Here is a 19,295-nt window from a genome sequence, read left to right as displayed (position 1 = left end):
CGAGCTATACTTAAGCACCAGTACCCACACCGCCCACCACCTACTTAAGGTCAGCTCAAACAAATAAGCGGTCGCCCGAACAACTCCCGGGCGACCGCTTATTTCATCACGACATAACGTGAACCTACAGTTAAAGCGTTATTTCTTACGCGTTCCACCATCTCTACGACGGTAGAGTACAGCGCCAGCTATCGCTATCAAAACGATAATGACTCCACTGATCCCTACATTCACAAGTGGAAAAGAGTCACTCTCCGCAGCTGGTTTCCCCTCAACTTCAGTCGCCCCATTATTCCCAGTTTCGGATTTCGGCGAATCATTTGATGTTACCTCCGGAGAAGCTGTAGGAGTACCTGCCGATATACTAGGTCCAAGCTCCTTCAGATCCTCTGATGCCGAGGCAAGCAGCTTCGTTCGGCTGCATAAACTGGCCTCTAATTTACCAGAGTCATCTTCGTCATTAGCATACGCATAGACGATATAACTTTCCCCTTCCACGAATTCAAACCCACAGCTGGCAGACGATAAAGCAGTACTCAAGGTAACTTTATTCCCCTTAACCCCTTTCCAGCTGGAATCGACTTCAAAGGTTACTTTTACTGAATCCGCAGATGAGATTATAGTCCCCTTTGGCTCCTTTTTGTCCACTACTTTCCCAGTAAAGACGGCTGAACTTGACTCCAGCGCCTCAAGTGGCTCCGCAGGTACAACACAGGAACACGCATAAGTAACGGAGGGACGCACCGTCAGCAAGGCCATAAATATTAACGTTATACTTAGGAACATCATAAGTGGACTGCGTAACTTAGCCTTAACCATCATAATAACCTCCTTCTTTACTCTACAGACGGAACAGAAGAAGAAAGTGTTACAACAATTTCCAAACAAGTTATACAAGTCTAATCTATTCCATCCTAAATAGTCTTCATTAGTTCCTCATGTCTACTGTACCTACTCATAACCCCCGCGCAATTGCAATCATCCGCTGAATCCCCTCACGTAGCACCCCTTCGCTTGCAAAGGAGTAACTTATTCGAATCCTCGACCTCATCTCACCAAGCGGATCAAACAACTCTCCTGGCACAAAAGCAATAGACTGGGCCATACTTGAGACAAACAGTCGATCCGCCGAAAGATGGTCCGGCAGCTTCACCCATAAATTCAAGCCCCCTTGCGGAGGCGTCCACTCCCACCCAGTCCCAGCCAGCTCCTCCTCTACAATCTCCTTATGCACCTGAAGTGCAATGCGTAGCTTACCGAGATGCTGTTGCAAACGTGATGACGTGTAGTAATGTAGGAATATCTTCTGGTTAAGCAGCGGAGTACCATTGTCCGCGAGTGATTTGGCCGTGATCAAGCGCTCCATAAACGGATAGCGACAAGCCACCGCACAGATCCGTAAGCCTGGGGCTACATATTTACTGAAGCTGCTAATATAGATCACCCAACCTTCGGTATCGTAAGCAAAAAAGGGCGGCGGGGGCTCCTCTTCAAAATACATATCGCGGAACGGATCATCTTCGACTAACAAACAGCGATAACGCTCGGCAAGCTCGACCAACAGTTTACGTTGCTGCGCTGGCACCGTATATCCAGTTGGGTTATGATGAGTCGGATTGATATAGAACATGCGCGGTCTATGCTTTTTCATCAGCGCTTCAACTTCCTCCAAGTCGTAGCCCATCGGAGTGATCTCCACCGGAACCAGCCTTGCCCCCTCCCGGCGAAAAATATCCATGGCCACACTGTAGGTTGGTCGCTCCACAAGCACCGTGTCCATAGGCCCGAGCACAATTCGCGCAATCAGATTGATCGCCTGCTGCGCACCTGAAGTAATAAGCAGCTCTTCCGAAGATAACTGTAGCCAATGCTTCTTCCGAAAATGACGACTTAGCGTCTCCCGTAACTCCTCATCTCCCTGAACCGAAGAGTACGTCCCCATGACCTTGGGATATAAATCGAACACTTTTTTGACATAGTCGGATAGAAAAAGATTTGGCAAAAGACCTGGATCAATCAGCGCCTGTGAGAACTGATACTTAGCAGGCATTCTCTGTATATCCGAAAGAGGATTAGTGAGCGCATAGGCAGTCACTGCTGCTCCTTTTTCTACAATAGGAACCAAGCTAACAGGCGATACGTAATAACCTGATTTATCTTTTACATAAACTTTTCCATCCTCTGTCAGCATTCTATACGCTTTGAATACTGTCAGTCGATGTACCTGTAATTCCTCCGCCAGCAGCCGTATAGAAGGAAGCTTATCATGTGCCCCCCACTCCCCTCGCTCCATGCGATTCACTAGAAATTCATATACCTGCCGAAACAAGGGATGATTATTCTCCACGCTCGCTGACTTTTTCACCTCACTGCAACTCCTCTCCGAACAACTCCTATTTACAGTATTGTACACGATTTTCGAAGTCATCTGTTCTATTCAACATCATCTGTTCTGTGTTCTCCCCTATATGATTAACGAACTGGTTCAAGGATCGTTATATACACACACTAAAGGGGACTTTCAAAATGATCTTATTCGCTTATGCACTTGTATGTCTGATCTTCGGCACGACCTTTCTAGCTATCAAAATCGGTGTGGATGCCGGTGCGCCGCCCTTCTTTTCAGCAGGCTTGCGATTTTTTGTTGCAGGCGCTGTTCTATTTCTATGGATGGTCTGGAAACGAAAAGCTAGCTTCTCCCTGCTCCTGCGTAAAGAAATGCTCTTCACCGGATCTGCGTTAACCTTTGGCACCTTTGCAGGTCTCTACTGGGCTGAACAATATGTATCTTCCGGGTTAGCAGCTGTACTCTCTGCCACAGGTCCGATTATGATTCTGTTGCTCCAAACTTCTATTCTTCGTCAAAAAGCACCTGCCATCTCCCTATATGGTTGTATCATCGGGTTGACCGGCGTACTGCTGCTCGTTCTTCCTAATCTTGTCGTAGATATTTCACCGTTATGGCTCATCGGCTGCGCAGCTGTCCTCATTGGGGAATGCTGTTACGCAGTAGGTGCGATTTATTCTAAAAAAGTAATCAACAGTATGCCTGAGGTCTCTCCAATCGCACTAAATGCAGCCCAAATGATGTATGGTGGAGTGCTGTTATTCATTCTTTCCTTAGCCACCGAAAATGTACATCCTGAGTTTCTGCTCTCTTACGAAATCGCAGGTTCACTGCTCTATCTAATCGTAATCGGCTCGATGGTCGGTCATTCGTTGTTCTACTGGCTCGTCGCTAAGACAAATCCTGTGTTTCCCTCTACCTGGCTCTATATCTCTCCACCGATTGCCGTAGGGGTTGGCTTTTTCTTTTATCATGAAGCCGTGAATTGGGTTACGATCCTCGGTGTATTCACTATCATTGCTGGGACCATCCTGGTCAATGCTGATGCCTTGAAACAATTAATGTTAAAGCGTAGGGTCCGAACATCTGCGTCAAAAAAAATGAATATATGACGTACTATATATTGCAATTATGACCACTATTGCGTATTATATAACCAAGTTAAATTAAAAACATCTATATATGACTCATATATGAAAGGAGGATTCGCTTAACGGCGCTTCTTTTCTAAAGAGGAATGCCTTTTTATCTGAAGTGGAGGGAATTGCGATCGAACTGACATCACGTCAACTAGAAATCATTGATATTGTGAACAAAAGAGCTCCGATTACCGGCGAACAGATTGCCGAATGTCTGAATTTAACACGGCCAACGATTCGCTCCGATCTCTCTGTTCTGGTTATGCTCAAATATATCGATGCTAAACCTAAAGTCGGTTACTTCCCGGGACTCAAATCATCTAATCGTCTGGGAAGCAATTATTTGTTGCAGGAGACAAAGGTAAAAGAGATTCAAAGTGTACCTATTATTATCCGTGAGACTACTACGGTTCAAGATGCCGTAGTTACGCTATTTCTACAGGATGTTGGCACCCTTATTATTTGTGACGAAGAGGGCAAGCTCACCGGTGTTGCTTCACGTAAGGATTTCCTGAAGGTAACTCTTGGCAATCCGGGTGCTGTCTCCATGCCCGTAAGCATGGTCATGACACGCCAGCCCAAAGTAGTCACAACTTCACCAGATGAGACGGTGCTTGATGCCGCACATAAAATGATTTTTCACGAGGTAGATAGTTTACCGGTAGTTGTTCCCAGCGCCACAGAAGACAATGGTACGAAACTGGATGTCATAGGACGCTTGACGAAAACTGCTATTGTAAAACTTCTCCTCGAACTAGAAGCCAAAGGATAACAGGAGGAATTCATGAGCATCGAGCAATCTTCCAACCTAATAACGATCTGCTCAGATTCTATAGGAGATACGGCGGAAGCTGTCGTGCAGGCCGTCATTCATCAATTCCAGAATCAGCAGATCACCATCAAAAGATACGGGAACATTAGACATGAAGATGAGCTCCGGAAGCTTATGGAAGAAGCCGCGCAGCATAAAGGTTTTGTCGTCTATACGCTGGTGCAGCCGGAGCTAAGAGAGATGATTAAAGAAGAGGCTGTACGGCTTGACCTTCGTATCGTCGATATCATGGGCCCAATGATGCAAGCTTTCATTGATACGTTTGACGACGCTCCTCAGCAGCGACCGGGTTTATTACACCAGCTTGATGAGAACTACTTCCGCCGTATGGAGGCTATCGAATTCACAGTTGCCTGTGATGATGGTCGCGATCTCGGCGCTATGCTGAAGGCCGATATCGTTCTACTAGGGATGTCCCGTACTTCAAAAACACCACTTAGTATCTTTTTGGCCCATCGGGGGAAAAAGGTCGTTAACTATCCGATTATTCCAGAAATTGCTCCTCCGCAAGAGCTGCTAAGCTTGCCGTCGAACCGACTGATCGGACTAACCATGAAGCCGGAGTATATGCTGAAGATTCGCTCCGAGCGGCTGAAGGTGCTTGGGTTACCGACTGGCTCCCAATATGCAAGTCTGGAGCGGATTACAGAGGAGATGGAATATGCCACTTCTCTGTTCAATAAGCTAGGCTGTCCTGTTATCGATATTACCGACAAAGCTATAGAAGAAACCGCCGGTATTATAATGGGTTATATCTAACATTCAGTTAAAATTTATGGGATGTACTGGAGGGAATTAGAATGGATCGCGAACTGGCTCTTGAGATTGTACGGGTAACTGAACTAGGTGCATTATCCTCAGCTCGCTGGATCGGGCGGGGAGATAAAAATGCGGCAGATGATGCAGCCACGACTGCCATCCGCTCCATGTTTGATTCTGTCTCCATCGACGGAACGGTCGTCATTGGTGAAGGAGAGATGGATGATGCTCCAATGCTCTATATTGGCGAGAAAGTCGGGAATCAAAAGGGTCCGTCTGTCGATGTAGCCGTCGATCCTCTGGAAGGCACTGAAGTGGTGGCCTGTGGTCTTCACAATGCCCAATCCGTGATTGCCATAGCAGATAAGGGCAGTCTGCTGCATGCTCCAGACATTTATATGGAGAAACTCGCTTGCGGTCCTGAGCTTGCCGGGAAGCTTAGTCTTGAAGACCCTGTGGAGGTCACTCTCCAGAAAGCATGCCTCTTCAGTGGCAAGTCCCTCTCCGAGCTCACAGTAATGGTACTTGACCGCAAACGGCATGAAGAGCTCATTCATAGTCTTCGAGAAGCGGGTGTACGGATTAAGCTACTCGGTCACGGCGATGTGGCTGGCGCTATTGCGGCAGCCCTACCGGATAGCGATGTCGATTTGTACATGGGCTCGGGCGGAGCACCTGAAGGCGTCCTTGCCGCTGCCGCACTGAAATGTCTTGGTGGAGAAATGCAGGGCCGTTTGCTTCCTGATGGACCTCTTGAGCAGCAGCGCTGTGTCCGTATGGGAATTTCTAATCCTACGCGAGTGTTATACATGGAGGACATGGTTGGCACAGGCGACGTACTCTTTGCCGCCACTGGCGTCACCTCAGGTGAATTTCTGAATGGTGTCCGTTTTATCGGCAAAGAGCGCGCTGAGACGCATTCGGTCATCATGCGGGCACAGAGTCGAACAATCCGCTACATCCGTAGCATTCATTTCCTGCCTGGCAAAGAAATACCGGATGGACTAACCGTTAGACAGAATGTTGCCTCTCTATAGCATTACACAAAAAAACAGGCTATCTCACCAGCTCACCCTTGGCTAGTGAAATAGTCTGTTTTTATTACTAAATAGATAATCATCTCTTATTTATTTCTAATGCGCTCACTCGCTAAGGTATCCATGGCATCCATGGTTCCGGTAGCTTGAGCCAAATTTCTCGCCTCTTGTTGATCAGCGGCTCTGAGCGCATCGCTTTCCTTTACACTACCATCATAATTTCGATTTTCAGCTGTATTCATATTCGCAATTTCCTCAAAACGGTCTGTGTTCAGACTATTATGCTGTACGAAGATCCGCTTCACTTCTTCCTCTTTCTGCTCGCCCTCCACATCCACCATTACAAGAATATGGCCTTCATCTACATAGTTATCGTACCGCTTGGCTTCCTCTTCAGGAATGCCAAGTCCAATAAGACCGCCAACTAATCCACCGCTGCCTGCACCTATTGCCGCTCCAGCAAGTGTTGCCGCAAGCGGTCCGGCTGCAATGATCGGTCCGATGCCTGGAATAGCCAGAGCGCCTATCCCCATCAAGAGCCCAGTTAATCCACCCAGCAGACCACCCGTAGCTGCACCAGTAGCTATTCCTTCCGGCGCTTGGGTCCCTGATTCATCTCTAAGCGTATCCGCACTCTCTGAATTTCTCGCGATAATCGATATGTCCTCTGTTCTGCAGCCTTGACGTTTCAACTCTTCAATAGCCCTCGAAGCTTCGTATTCGGCAGCAAAGACACCCACTATTCTCTTATTCATCTCCATTACCTCCTAGTGATCGAAGTTAGCTCATACGTTCAGCTTCATAGCTTACTTAACCAAACTGGGCAGGGATAAACTTCTATCTCAGAATTCATAAAGTATTCCAAGTAATGTCCCTGCTAAAATATACTGTATAATAAAAGAAGACGGGCAAATTGGCCCTTGGTTAACTCTATAAAAGAAAGAGACTGAAGCATTCATGGCGATATTTAATTATAATTCTGAGCGTCCCTTCAGAGGTAATCCCGATCTGCATCTCCATTACTGGGGGCGGGAGCAGTGTCTACCTGGGCATTTTTTCGGACCCGGAGTTCGTGACGTGTACAAAATACATTTCATTCATGAGGGAACTGGAAAGGTATCTGTAGGTGAACAAACCCATATCCTGCAAGCGGGACAAGCTTTTCTTACCTACCCTCATATCGTTACTTCTTATGCAGCGGACCTGACCAATCCTTGGATCTATTCCTGGGTAGCCTTTACCGGAGAACAGGTATCATATATTTTATCCAAAACCTCCTTGACCCCTGAGCAGCCAATCTTCCCGATGGATAAACAGCTTATGCCTAATCTCTACGAACGCCTGACAGAAGCAGCCGACAATTCGGATTGTCTTGACCTGCCGCTAAAAGCGATCATGTATGAGTTTTTCTCCCTCTTGCTACAAGCGGTGCCAGCTGTTCCGGATGTACTACCTTTACCGCGTCAAAAGAGTATTTATGTCGAGCAAAGTCTCCACTTTTTGCATACACATTATTGTGAGAACATTTCGGTGGAAATGCTGTCTTCTTCTCTCAAGCTGGATCGCAAATATTTATCTTCCTTGTTCAAACGGACCATTGGTATGCCACCACAGCAGTATTTATTGAATTACCGTGTCGCTAAAGCATGCGAGCTTCTGACAGAAACCCTCTGTACTATCGGTGAGATCTCGCGTTCCGTCGGCTATCAGGACCCCTTACTCTTTTCGCGAATGTTCAAGAAGGTGAAAGGTTGTTCTCCAAAAGAATACCGTGTCCGTCATCTCGAAAATGACATTGTGCTATAAACTTCTTCCTTGCTGACATACGTTTGTCCGGGATCTTTCGCTACAATAAGGACGTAACGTAATCAGAAAAAAAGTCTTTTTAGGAGGAAATAATGATGTATAACGCAAGCGCTACCAGATATGACAATATGAAATATAACCGCACTGGAAAAAGCGGTCTACTCCTTCCGGCGATCTCGCTAGGACTTTGGCATAACTTTGGCGGAAACGACTTATTCGAGAATGGCCGCGCCATGGCAAGAAGAGCTTTCGATCTTGGAATCACTCATTTTGATCTCGCTAATAACTACGGTCCTCCAGCTGGCTCCGCAGAAGAAAGCTTTGGTCAAATCCTTAAGAAGGATCTTGCTCCTTATCGTGATGAAATGGTCATCTCGACTAAAGCCGGATATTATATGTGGGCCGGTCCTTATGGCGAATGGGGCTCCAAGAAATATCTCGTCTCCAGTCTAGACCAAAGCTTGAAACGTATGGGCCTTGATTATGTAGATATTTTCTACCATCACCGTCCAGATCCGAATACACCACTGGAAGAAACTATGGCTGCGCTGGATCTTATTGTACGTCAAGGTAAAGCGCTGTATGTTGGGATTTCGAATTACAACCCTGAACAGACACGTGAAGCGGCACAAATTCTGCGTCGACTTGGAACGCCATGCCTGATTCATCAACCTAACTACTCCATGATGTCCCGCTGGATTGAAGATGGCTTGCAGGATGTATTAACTGAGGAGGGTATCGGATCGATTGTGTTCTCTCCACTACAAGGAGGCATTCTGACCGACCGCTATCTTAACGGAATTGCTCCTGATTCTCGCGCTGCTGGACCAAGTGTATTCCTGTCCGAAGATGCCATTACGGAAGAGAAGATCGCTAAAGTTCGCAAACTGAACGAGATTGCTGCTGCACGTGGACAAAAAATGTCTCAGCTAGCGTTATCTTGGGTACTCCGCGGAGGTAAAGTCACTTCAGCTTTGATCGGTGCAAGTAAGGTGAGCCAGATTGAAGATGCAGTCGCCTCCTTGAATGCACCAGAGCTAAGTGCAGAAGAGCTGGAGCAAATTGAGACGATTTTGCGAGGATAATTATAGATTAAACCATAAAGACGGCCAATGAGGTCAGGTAGCTTAAGCTGCTCTGGCACTTCATTGGCCGTTTTTTCCCTACTCACCCAAATATCTGCGTGATATACACCATAATTAATAATCCAAAGATAAACGAATACGTCGAAGGCCGTTCGTAACCATGACCATGACTCTCTGGAATAAGTTCCTTGTAGACGATGAATAGCATAGCCCCGGCTGCAAAAGCAAGACCATAGCCCACTACATTCTGTAGGTAACTCGCCGTAAAATACCCAATAACCGCAGATACCATTTCCATAAGTCCGGTAAGCGTAACGATTCCCAATGCTTTTAACTTAGTTGTTCTAGAATTCATCAGAAAGACTGCGAGAATCAATCCTTCAGGCATATTTTGCGCACCAATCGCTATGGCCACGGTGGGACCCAGACTCGCCTGCTCACTGGCATAACTGAATCCCGTACTAAGACCTTCTGGTATATTGTGAATGAACAATGCAATCAAAACGAGCAACGCCTTGGAATCCATATTGGTATATCCGGGTTTATTCTCCACGTCGATATGCGGGATGTTCTTTTCAATTAAATCAAGCAGTAGAACTCCTGTAATCAGGCCCAAGGTTAATGCGATAATTCCCGATTCTTTAATCGCTTGCGGCATGAGTCCAAATGTAGAAGCCGATACCATTATACCTGCAGTAAAAGCAACTAGAACGTCCTTCCATTTCTCAGATAACCTCTTCACGAACAGGATCGGAAACGCTCCAAGAACCGTAGCCATTGCTGATACAAAGCTGCCAATAAGCGCAGATTCCAAACCTTCAACTCCTTCATTACAATTCTGATAGACCAACATATGTTAACACAAAAAGTATTATTACTTCTATATAGCTTTTCCGAATAGTACGCTAATCATAAAAAGACCCCCATAGGCTCGATTCATACCCTAAGGAGGTCTTTGTCTAACATGTAATTATGCGATTCTGTTACACTAGCTTCTTCCGAATCATGCCGGAAATCAGATCAATAATCGTAATCATCGCAATGATACCTAGCAGGATAATTCCGACACGGTCCCAATTCCGTGAACTGAGGGCGAAGATTAACGGTGTGCCAATCCCGCCTGCTCCAATCACACCCAGAATCGTAGCTGAGCGAACGTTAATTTCGAATCTGTATAAAGTGTAGGATAGAAAGCCTGGCAATACCTGCGGCACAACAGCAAACCATAACACCTGCATGCGGCTGGCACCAGAAGAGATTAAGGCTTCGAGCGGACCGTTATCAATATTCTCAATCTCATCCGCGAACAATTTGCCGAGCATGCCGACGGAATGCAGTCCTAGAGCCAGTACACCCGCAAATGAACCCGGTCCAACAGCCTTGATGAACAGCAAAGCCATAATGATCTCAGGGAATGTCCGTATAAAGCTTAATATTAGCTTGCCGGAGCCCGAAATCGCCTTTCCCTTGCTCATGTTGACCGCAGCCCAAAAAGCAAAGGGGATACATATGAAGGTCGAGATAAAAGTCCCTAAAATTGAAATAGCTAACGTCTCAAGTAATCCTCGAAGCAGATCCTCCCCATCTGGTAAATAAACGAAGGCCCAGTCAGGAGAGAATATCCCGGCAAAGATGGCCTTAGTAATGATCCCAGCGGTTTCTTTAAATCCATTAAACGGCACTCCCGAAAAAGCCCAGATGTACACTGCCGCTAATGCTACATAAATCAGCCATCGGAAACGATTTTTACGAGGTTTGGGTACTAGGGTATTCCATGATTTACTCATATTAATTTCTCCCGCAGCTTAGTGCTTACATAATCAATAATCAAGACTACTGCTAATGTGAACAAGATGATGGTGCAAGTCTTATCGTATTCTAAAAAGCCTAATGTCACTTCATAGTAATGGCCGATTCCACCCGCGCCTACCAAACCTAAAACTGCTGCAGCACGGACATTAATCTCAAAGGCATACAACACATAAGACATGAAATGAGCCTGTACCTGCGGAATGACGCCGAACATAATTCGTTGAGTCTTATTCGCTCCGACTGAAGTCATTGCTTCCAAAGGTCCCTGTTCAATCGTCTCCAACGATTCATAGGTAAGCTTGGCGATCAGCCCTAGCGAAAATACCGTCAAAGCAAATATTCCCGGAAGCGCACCGAGGCCAAAAATGGCGACAAAAATAGAAGCCAGCAGTAGATCGGGAATTGTGCGGATCAAATTCAGCAGCATACGTACCGGATAATGAAGCCATCGGCTTTGCGTAATATTGCTTGCACACAGCAAGGCAATGGGAACCGCCAGAATGGCACCAAACGTTGTACCGACCAATGCCATCCGGATCGTCTCCAGCATCGCATCTATAATATTGTCAAAATACCCCCAGTTTGGAGGGAACATTTCCTTAAGCAGATCCAGCATATTTGGCAGACCGGAGATCAGCTCTCCAATGGATGAATCGGTCAAGACCGCACTTCTCCACAGTAATACTACTAATATAATGGCTGTAAAATAATGCTTTATCTTCCTTGGTGGTTTGGGATGTAGCTTCTCTGCATTCACACTCATATCACATGCCTCCGCTTACAGGCTCACCTAACAACTCATCCTGATGAATCGGTCTGCCGTAAATCTCAGCAAATTTCTCATCGGTGGCCTCGGATACAGGACCATCGAAGACCACTTCTCCTGCCCTGAGCCCAATAATCCGGGTGGCATATTCTCTAGCGAGGTCGATAAAATGCAAATTCACGATGGTCGTAATCCCAAGCTCCTTATTAATCTTTTTCAAATCATCCATAACCTGCTTGGTCGTCAGTGGATCCAGTGAAGCGACAGGTTCATCTGCAAGGATAATTTGTGCCTCCTGCGCAAGAACACGAGCAATAGCCACACGCTGCTGCTGACCTCCAGATAGTTGATCTGCACGTGTGTAGGCCTTCTCAGCAATATTGACCCGATCGAGAGACTCAAAGGCTAAATCAATATCCTTCTGTGGGAATTTGCCAATTATCGTCCGTATTGTGGAATGATAGCCGACCCGCCCTGCCAATACATTACGAAGCACAGTCGTACGTTTCACCAAGTTGAAGCTTTGGAAGATCATTCCGATATTTCTACGGATCATTCGGAGCTGGCTTCCCTTTGCCTTCGTGATGGATTGCCCATTTATAAGAATATCGCCTGCTGAAATATCATGAAGCCGGTTAATGGAACGTAGCAGGGTTGACTTTCCCGCACCCGAAAGACCAACAATAGCTACAAATTCTCCAGCTGGAATAGTCAGGTTAATGTTGTTTAATCCTTTGGTTCCGTTTAGATACGTCTTGGACACATTACGAAGCTCTATCATGAAAATCATTCCTTTTTGTGTTTTCGTATATTCGTATAAAAGAGATAGCCAGGTCCGGGGGGGAATCCGGAGCTGGCTATCCTTAGTTCCTGTTATACACCAACATCGTTGTATCCTTGAACGGCCTGAACTACTCTGTTTTTACTTTATTGTTGTATTCACGAACAATGTCAAAGTTGCTATCTTGTGACTTCACATAACCTTCATGCGAGTAAATATCTTTGATAATCTCATGTCCTTCTTTGTCAGCAGCGATATCAATAAACGCCTGCTGAATCTTCTCAATCCATTCCTTATTCATATCTGAACGGACCGAAATCGTGTCGTTAGGGATTTTATCAGTAAAAGCGAGAACACGAGTATCTTCAAATACTTTCGGATAATCCTTAACGACTATATTACGAGCATCCTGGAAAATAGCTGCGGCATCTACATCACCGTTCAGTACAGCAAGAACGCCTTGGTCATGTCCCTTAACCGTGATAGCTTGTACATCCTTCAACGGATCAAGTCCTGCATCCATTAGTGTTGCAGCCGGCCACACAAAACCTGCTGAGGATGTAACGTTTTGATAAGCGATTTTTTTGCCTTTCAAATCGGCAACGGATTGGATCGCAGAATCTTTCTTAACGATAATCATAGATTTATAGAAGTCAGCCAATTCATCTGTCGGAGCACCCGTTTCATCATTTACACCAAAACGTTGAGCTTGAAGAATAACTTCAGCAGCTCCTTTTTCTTTTGCCAATACGTAAGCTGTTGGAGGAAGGAAACCTAAATCTACTTTTTTGGAAGCCATAGCTTCGATAACAGTGTTGTAATCAGTAGAGACACTTACTTCTACAGGAATACCGAGTTTATCACCCAGTAATTTTTCAAGAGGTTTCGCCTTAGCTTCGAGCGTATCCGCATTTTGGGAAGGGACAAATTGTACTGTGAGCTTCTCTGGAACATAACCCTCTGCTACAGGAGCTGCCGTTTCCTTCGGTGCATTTGCTCCATCCGTCGATCCTTGGTTTGCAGTATTAGCAGTGTTATTAGCACCACAACCACTAAGCAAAGTAATAGACATCATTAGCGGCAATACGAATTTACTTATTTTTCTCAAACGAAAGACCTCCACTGTTCTCTTTTTTTTAGTACTTCTAGACTATAAATATTTTGTATTAAATCTAAGGCCTCTAACTATTAAATATATGTAAAATTTATTTCAATCTCTTAAAATTTCCAAATTATCTGATAGAATGAGGTCTGAACTTATTATCCGTAGGAGGCTACCCATGAATAAAGACAACACCTTAACCTGCGAAATCCTCATAACAAGTGATCTACATGGGCATTTAGGGCCCATTGATTACCGCACGGGTGAGAAACAACAAAAAGGCTTAGCAACCATTGCTAGCCTTATTAAACAAGAAAGATCCCATTGTCCAGAGCTAATACTTCTCGATAACGGTGATCTTATTCAAGGTACACCGCTAGCTTATTATGCAGCCACACAGTACAGTGACGAACTAAATCCAGGCATAGCTGCATTGAATGAATTGAAATATGACGCTGCAATTATTGGCAACCATGAATTCAATTTTGGTAAGCCACTGCTTAATAAAGCCATTCAGGATTCCAAATTCCCTTGGTTATCTGCTGGAATTATAGATCGCGCGACATGTAAACCTGCATTTGGTAGACCCTATATCATCAAATGGATAGACAAAAAAATCAAAGTAGCCATTCTAGGAGTTACCACACATTACATTCCCCACTGGGAGAATCCTGTCCATATAGAAGGACTTCAATTCAAGGATTCGTTAGAGACTGTAAAGATTTGGTGTGCCACTATTAGAGAAGAAGAACAGCCCGATTTACTCGTTGTAGCTTATCATGGCGGGTTCGAGCGCGACCTCCTTAGTGGTGAACCTGTAGAGAGACTAACTGGAGAGAATCAAGCCTATGCAATGTGCACAGAGGTTGAAGGCTTAGATGTATTAATTACCGGACATCAGCATCGCTTCATAGCTAGTGAGCTAAATGGTGTGACGATCATACAGCCTGGTTGTAATGGACATTCCCTCGGTAAGATTTCAGTAGTCTTTCAAAAAGAAAACGAACGTTGGAAGATTAAGAGTAAACAAGCCGAACTCCTTGCTGTAGACGACAAGACCGCTGTAGATGATACAATTCTAGAGCTTAGCAGCACGCTTGAATCAGAAACAGAAGCCTGGTTGGATGAGAGAATAGGTACAGTTATCGGTGACCTTTCTATTTCTAGTGCAGATGAATGCCGATTGGCTGACCATCCCTTTATAGAATTTATGAATAAGGTACAAATGGAGGCTACAGGTGTAGAGATCTCGACAGCAGCTTTACTCAGCAACGATTGCAAGGGCTTCAGTAACACCATTACCCGGAGAGATATTCTTTCCAACTTCATTTATCCTAACACGCTAACTGTGCTAAGACTGACCGGACAAGATATAAAAGAGGCACTGGAACAAACCGCCAACTATTTTCAAAAGGATCTAGAGGGAAATGTAATTGTTAACCCTGCTTATGTAGAACCTAAATCGCAACATTACAATTATGATATGTGGGAAGGCATCCACTACGAGCTTCATATCAATAAACCTGTAGGCAAAAGAGTCCTCCATCTGCTGCATCGTGGGCAGCCTGTAGAGGACTCTAAGGAATATGATGTTGTTATGAACAACTATAGAGCAAGCGGCGGTGGAGATTATGAGATGTATAAGGGCAAGCCGATTATCAAAGAAGTACTGATCGACATGTCTGAAATTGTCACGAATTACATTGAAAAACGCGGCCAAATTGAAGCTACCTGTGATCACAACTGGAGAGTTGTTTAGGTCGTACTGATGAATGCCTCAATATCGGTTTCAATCAGCATTAAAGCACCTCTCCAAAAATCAATGGAGTGTACATCAATATCCATAAACTTTGCTACATCTGCAATATTATGCTTGCTGGTAGCACTAAGGAACTGACGATACCGGGCGACAAACTCCTCGCCCTTTTTTAAATATTCTGCGTAGAGTCCTTTAGCGAATAACAGTCCGAAAGAATACGGGAAGTTCATAAATTCATAACCAGCCATAAAATATCCGGCCTTGTTCATCCACATGTAAGGATGGATCGTATCAGGATCAATGCTCTCACCGTAAGCTTCCACCATACAAGCAATCATCAGTTCGTTCAGCTCTTGAACAGGAAGCGGACCCGAGGTTCTTCTCTCATATAGTTTAAGCTCAAATAAATAACGGGCATAGAAGTCTACAAGATAATACCCAGCATCGGAAATACTTCTCTCCAATAGAAGCTGCGTTTCCTTCTTGGTCGAACTAGTGAGTAGTGCCTGATTTACGATCGTCTCGCAAAAGATCGAAGCCGTTTCGGCAATCGGTATCGGATAATCTGTGTTCAGCATCGTTTCTTCTCCCAGACAGGAGCTATGATATGCATGGCCGAGCTCATGGGCAAGAATACTAATATCTATAGCATTTCCAGTGAACTGTGTCATGATTCTGCTCTCGCCTATCGGAAAAATATCAATGCAGAGCCCATATCCACCCTTACCCGCTCTAGGTTCTGCATCAATCCATTGCTGATCAAAAGCCTTTTGAGCTAAATTGGCCAATTCCTCGCTAAAGGTTCCGAAGCTAGAGACAATTGTTTTTTGAGCATCTTCGTAAGAGATTTTTACACTTTCTTCGCCAATCGGTGCAAAAATATCGTAAAAAGGCAGCTTTGTGGAATGTCCCAGCCGTTCGGCTTTCTTTTGATAATAGGTATGAAAAGCTGGCAAACTCTCCTGAAGAGCGGCGAGCATTGCCGATAAAGTTTCACTGTCCATTCGCGATGCCACTAACACCTTTTCCAGAGAAGATTGATATCCACGCATGCCATAAATCGTTAGCGCCTCACCACTTATTCCATTCATGCAAGCTGCACAAACCCCAGCAATACGACTGCAAGCTTCAGCCTCGGCTTCATAAGCCGCTTTTCTTAATGTAGCGTTATTCTCATAGGCCATACTCCTTAGTTCCGCAAGCGTTACTTTCTTAGTTTCCCCTTGTATTACCACATCTGCAAGTGTACTCGATACGCTCTCCATGTAGAGCCTTCCCCACGCTTTGGAACCCGTGCTCTGCATTCTGGCAATCGCAACTTCTACTTCCTCATTTAACACATAACGGGATTGCAGAAGAAGCTCCTTTAAATAAAATTGATGTTTCAAAAGATAAGTTGAGCTAACGATAAGCTCATCTATGTGTTCACAAGTGCTAATCCATCGTTTAAAACCCGCAACTACCCCAGCAATCTCTGAGCTCATATGTTCAATATCATCAGCAAGATTCATGGCTTCCTCAGAACTGCTGTCTGCGCTAAGGGTTAACTCTGCATAGGCTAATAAACATACATATACGCTTTTATAATCGTTGTAGAGTCTTAGAAAGTCCTCGATCCCTGCGACGGAAACACCCTCAAGCTTTAGATTGCCCTCAGCCCAGGCTTTCAAATCTATAATAAGTTGACCGAGTAGCTCACGATCGCCTTTTAACTTCTCTGACTCAAAGGAAGGATATAAGCTATCCAGATTCCATGTCATATTCATTTGTGAACCTCTCCTCTACTTCTTTGGCCATCTCTGATTTCTTCATTATACCGTCCTTAGTGGGTAAAATCTGTATACTACCTATGTTTTCGGGATGGCGCAAGAACAAAAAAAAAGGACCCTGCCAACGTATGGCAGGGTCAAGGTCTATATTATAAGGGGGTTATGTGATTACTATAACCCTCTTAGCTTAAAAGAATATGAATAGTAGATAAAGATTGGCTTAATCTACAGATCTCTGTCCTCTTCATCAACAAAAAAAGGACCCTGCCAACGTCCGGCAGGGTCAAGGTCTATATTTAAGGGGGTTATGTGATTACTATAACCCCCTTAGCTTAAAACGATATGAATAGTACCTAAAGATTAGCTTAATCTGAAATCATCCCTTATTGGCTTAAAGCTGAAGGGTTATTTCTGGCCTTAGTAATCTGAATCCCAATATAAATAATTAGAAACAGCACCATGAACCCAGCAGAATAACGATACATCATCCCATAATCGGATGCCGCCGAGATTGCCCCAAGAATAATGGCCCCACTGGCTACCCCTAAATCTGTTGAGTTATAAAACATACTGTTCGCCATACCATACTGTGCAGGTGTAGATGTCCGAAGCATCCAAGCCTGTATAGTAGGCTGGATAGCTCCAAAGCCGAGTCCATACAGCAATGCGGATATAATGAGCATTGGCATGGATGTTGTATACGAGAGCACTGTTAAGCTCGCGACGACACAAACCGCTGCGGGAATCAGAACAGCAGCCGGACCTCTTTTATCAAATAATCTGCCGGAAATAGGTCTAATAATGATGATCGTAATCGCGTTAAATAAGAAGAACAAACCCACTTGCTCTAAATGCACCGATTCGCCGAACAAAGCGATAAAGCTAAGCAATCCACCATAAGTGATCGCGAGTAAGACATTCAGTATTGCAGGCAATACTAACTTTGTATTAAAAGGAACCTTGAGTGGTTTGGATGGTGCAATGGATCGCTCAATAGGCTGTTTTTTCGGTACAGCTGGAAGTGAACGTGAGAACAATAAGACTGGAAAGGCAAGAAGCAAGGTGAATGTTCCGATCATCGCCAGTGTTCCAAACCCCGATTGCTTCATTACGTTCAAACCAATCATAGGGCCAATGGACATTGCAAGACTGGTTGATAAGCCGAAATAGCCGATCCCTTCGCCCATTTTTTTGCTAGGAATAATCTGTGAAACAATCGTGGGAATAATCGTGCTGGCAATCCCGAACCCAATCCCATAGCCTACCCGCATCAGCAATAGTGACCCGATTGAGTCTGCTACCACATAAAGACCGGTTATGGCGGCCGCGATGGCTAAACCAATATATAGTAGTACATTGCGGCTAACCCTCCGCATCAGAAAAGCAGTCATAAAACGTGAAGCAATCGCAGTTAGCGCAAATACACTTGTAACCAAGCTGACCATAATATCTCCGGCTTGAAATTCACTTTTAACATAAGACGGAAATGAAGATAGCAGCATCTGTAAATTCATAAATAAAAATAAAGCACTAAACGTTAAAGCAATAAAAGACTTGGTCCATAGTTTCGTACGTAGTTCTTGTTGTTCTGGCATAACTTACGTTCCTACTCTCCATCATTTATTTGATCAATATGATTGTTTATTCTTAGCAGCAACCCCATGAGTAGCTCATATTCATCACTGGAAATACAGTTCATAATCTCATCTGTGACTTGATCCTCAATAGGAAAGGTCTCCTTAATCAGAGCTCTTCCTTTTTCCGTAATATAAACCTTAAAAGAACGCCGATCATTCTCCCCGGTTCTTTTATAGACCAGTCCTTTTCCCTCCAAGTGATCCAGAATTCGCGTCGTAGTTGGTTTATCCTTACCCGAACGCTTCGCGATATCCTTCTGAATCAGCCCTTCCGTTCTGTCGACTTGAAAAAGCACTGACCATTGCTCAGGTGTTATATCATATTCCTTTAGCCCATTTTGGAATAACGCGCTTAATTTACGATAGGTCGTTCCCATCATAAATCCTAACGTAAGTTCGGATTGGTTATGCTTTGTCGTCATGATCAGACCTCTTCTCATTTCATCTTCTTTTTAATAGTTGCTTAAACAATTATATTCTAGACAACTAAATTTGTAAAGGTGAGACAAAATTATAAACTAACTATTATTAAGTTGCTTGACAAAGTAAACTAAACACGGTATTATTATCTCATGTTAAAGATACTTAATTTAAAGACAACTAGAGCGTAACCCGCTTAATATTATTTATTTAAAGGTTGTGTAATTCATGGGATTTCTAGACA

Annotated in this window: 18 protein-coding genes; 7 read left to right on the top strand and 11 right to left on the bottom strand. The window is 44.5% G+C overall.

Annotation, left to right across the window (positions count from 1 at the left end):
- Window positions 1–138: 138 nt before the first annotated feature.
- Window positions 139–822: a hypothetical protein gene (locus H70737_RS05315; protein ID WP_156113058.1), complete on the bottom strand. Its 684-nt coding sequence runs from the start codon at window positions 820–822 to the stop codon at window positions 139–141.
- 133 nt (window positions 823–955) lie between these two features.
- Complete coding sequence (locus H70737_RS05310) at window positions 956–2,365, bottom strand: aminotransferase-like domain-containing protein (protein ID WP_042185381.1); 1,410 nt, start codon at window positions 2,363–2,365, stop codon at window positions 956–958.
- A gap of 161 nt (window positions 2,366–2,526) precedes the next feature.
- Between H70737_RS05310 and H70737_RS05305 the strand changes: the two genes are divergently transcribed.
- From H70737_RS05305 to glpX, 4 genes are all read left to right on the top strand, one after another.
- Window positions 2,527–3,459, top strand: coding sequence for a DMT family transporter (locus H70737_RS05305; protein WP_042185373.1), 933 nt, complete (start codon window positions 2,527–2,529; stop codon window positions 3,457–3,459).
- Window positions 3,460–3,601: 142 nt separating this feature from the next.
- The gene (locus H70737_RS05300) at window positions 3,602–4,258 is read left to right on the top strand and encodes a helix-turn-helix transcriptional regulator (RefSeq protein WP_042185371.1); all 657 of its coding nucleotides are present in this window, start codon (window positions 3,602–3,604) and stop codon (window positions 4,256–4,258) included.
- Window positions 4,259–4,270: 12 nt separating this feature from the next.
- Complete coding sequence (locus tag H70737_RS05295) at window positions 4,271–5,077, top strand: pyruvate, water dikinase regulatory protein (protein WP_042185370.1); 807 nt, start codon at window positions 4,271–4,273, stop codon at window positions 5,075–5,077.
- A gap of 41 nt (window positions 5,078–5,118) precedes the next feature.
- Window positions 5,119–6,114, top strand: a complete 996-nt coding sequence (glpX, locus tag H70737_RS05290; RefSeq protein WP_042185368.1) for a class II fructose-bisphosphatase — start codon at window positions 5,119–5,121, stop codon at window positions 6,112–6,114.
- Window positions 6,115–6,200: 86 nt separating this feature from the next.
- Here glpX and H70737_RS05285 read toward each other — a convergent pair whose 3' ends face one another.
- On the bottom strand, window positions 6,201–6,869 hold the full coding sequence (locus H70737_RS05285; protein WP_076283978.1) for a general stress protein: 669 nt from the start codon (window positions 6,867–6,869) through the stop codon (window positions 6,201–6,203).
- A gap of 202 nt (window positions 6,870–7,071) precedes the next feature.
- Between H70737_RS05285 and H70737_RS05280 the strand changes: the two genes are divergently transcribed.
- Window positions 7,072–7,920 (top strand): AraC family transcriptional regulator, encoded by an 849-nt coding sequence (locus H70737_RS05280; protein ID WP_042185366.1) that lies wholly within the window; start codon window positions 7,072–7,074, stop codon window positions 7,918–7,920.
- Window positions 7,921–8,015: 95 nt separating this feature from the next.
- Window positions 8,016–9,005, top strand: a complete 990-nt coding sequence (locus H70737_RS05275) for an aldo/keto reductase (RefSeq protein WP_371915722.1) — start codon at window positions 8,016–8,018, stop codon at window positions 9,003–9,005.
- Window positions 9,006–9,087: 82 nt separating this feature from the next.
- Here H70737_RS05275 and H70737_RS05270 read toward each other — a convergent pair whose 3' ends face one another.
- The 5 genes from H70737_RS05270 to H70737_RS05250 form a co-directional block, all read right to left on the bottom strand.
- Window positions 9,088–9,819 (bottom strand): ZIP family metal transporter, encoded by a 732-nt coding sequence (locus tag H70737_RS05270; RefSeq protein WP_042185362.1) that lies wholly within the window; start codon window positions 9,817–9,819, stop codon window positions 9,088–9,090.
- Between the two features lie 169 nt (window positions 9,820–9,988).
- Complete coding sequence (phnE, locus tag H70737_RS05265; RefSeq protein WP_042185360.1) at window positions 9,989–10,792, bottom strand: phosphonate ABC transporter, permease protein PhnE; 804 nt, start codon at window positions 10,790–10,792, stop codon at window positions 9,989–9,991.
- The gene (gene phnE, locus H70737_RS05260; RefSeq protein ID WP_042185358.1) at window positions 10,789–11,580 is read right to left on the bottom strand and encodes a phosphonate ABC transporter, permease protein PhnE; all 792 of its coding nucleotides are present in this window, start codon (window positions 11,578–11,580) and stop codon (window positions 10,789–10,791) included. The genes phnE (H70737_RS05265) and phnE (H70737_RS05260) overlap by 4 nt, the downstream gene beginning before the upstream one ends.
- 1 nt (window position 11,581) lies before the next feature.
- Complete coding sequence (gene phnC / locus H70737_RS05255) at window positions 11,582–12,364, bottom strand: phosphonate ABC transporter ATP-binding protein (protein ID WP_042185356.1); 783 nt, start codon at window positions 12,362–12,364, stop codon at window positions 11,582–11,584.
- 130 nt (window positions 12,365–12,494) lie between these two features.
- Window positions 12,495–13,472 carry a phosphate/phosphite/phosphonate ABC transporter substrate-binding protein gene (locus tag H70737_RS05250; protein ID WP_042185354.1) on the bottom strand — a complete coding sequence of 326 codons (978 nt, stop codon included), beginning with the start codon at window positions 13,470–13,472 and terminating at the stop codon, window positions 12,495–12,497.
- Between the two features lie 172 nt (window positions 13,473–13,644).
- Here H70737_RS05250 and H70737_RS05245 point away from each other — a divergent pair, with 172 nt between their 5' ends.
- Window positions 13,645–15,225 carry a bifunctional metallophosphatase/5'-nucleotidase gene (locus H70737_RS05245; RefSeq protein ID WP_042185352.1) on the top strand — a complete coding sequence of 527 codons (1,581 nt, stop codon included), beginning with the start codon at window positions 13,645–13,647 and terminating at the stop codon, window positions 15,223–15,225.
- On the opposite strand, the gene H70737_RS05240 is transcribed toward H70737_RS05245, so the two are convergent.
- The 3 genes from H70737_RS05240 to H70737_RS05230 form a co-directional block, all read right to left on the bottom strand.
- On the bottom strand, window positions 15,222–16,991 hold the full coding sequence (locus tag H70737_RS05240) for a M3 family oligoendopeptidase (RefSeq protein WP_042185350.1): 1,770 nt from the start codon (window positions 16,989–16,991) through the stop codon (window positions 15,222–15,224). The two genes, H70737_RS05245 and H70737_RS05240, sit on opposite strands and share 4 nt — an antisense overlap.
- A 386-nt stretch (window positions 16,992–17,377) precedes the next feature.
- The gene (locus H70737_RS05235) at window positions 17,378–18,589 is read right to left on the bottom strand and encodes an MFS transporter (RefSeq protein ID WP_042185348.1); all 1,212 of its coding nucleotides are present in this window, start codon (window positions 18,587–18,589) and stop codon (window positions 17,378–17,380) included.
- Window positions 18,590–18,600: 11 nt separating this feature from the next.
- Window positions 18,601–19,053: a MarR family winged helix-turn-helix transcriptional regulator gene (locus H70737_RS05230; protein WP_042185346.1), complete on the bottom strand. Its 453-nt coding sequence runs from the start codon at window positions 19,051–19,053 to the stop codon at window positions 18,601–18,603.
- Window positions 19,054–19,295 lie beyond the last annotated feature (242 nt).

The organism is Paenibacillus sp. FSL H7-0737, assembly GCF_000758545.1.
GTDB lineage: Bacteria > Bacillota > Bacilli > Paenibacillales > Paenibacillaceae > Paenibacillus_AQ.
The sequence above is the reverse complement of the archived record's forward strand: the minus strand, read 5'-3'. Positions and strand labels throughout refer to the sequence as shown.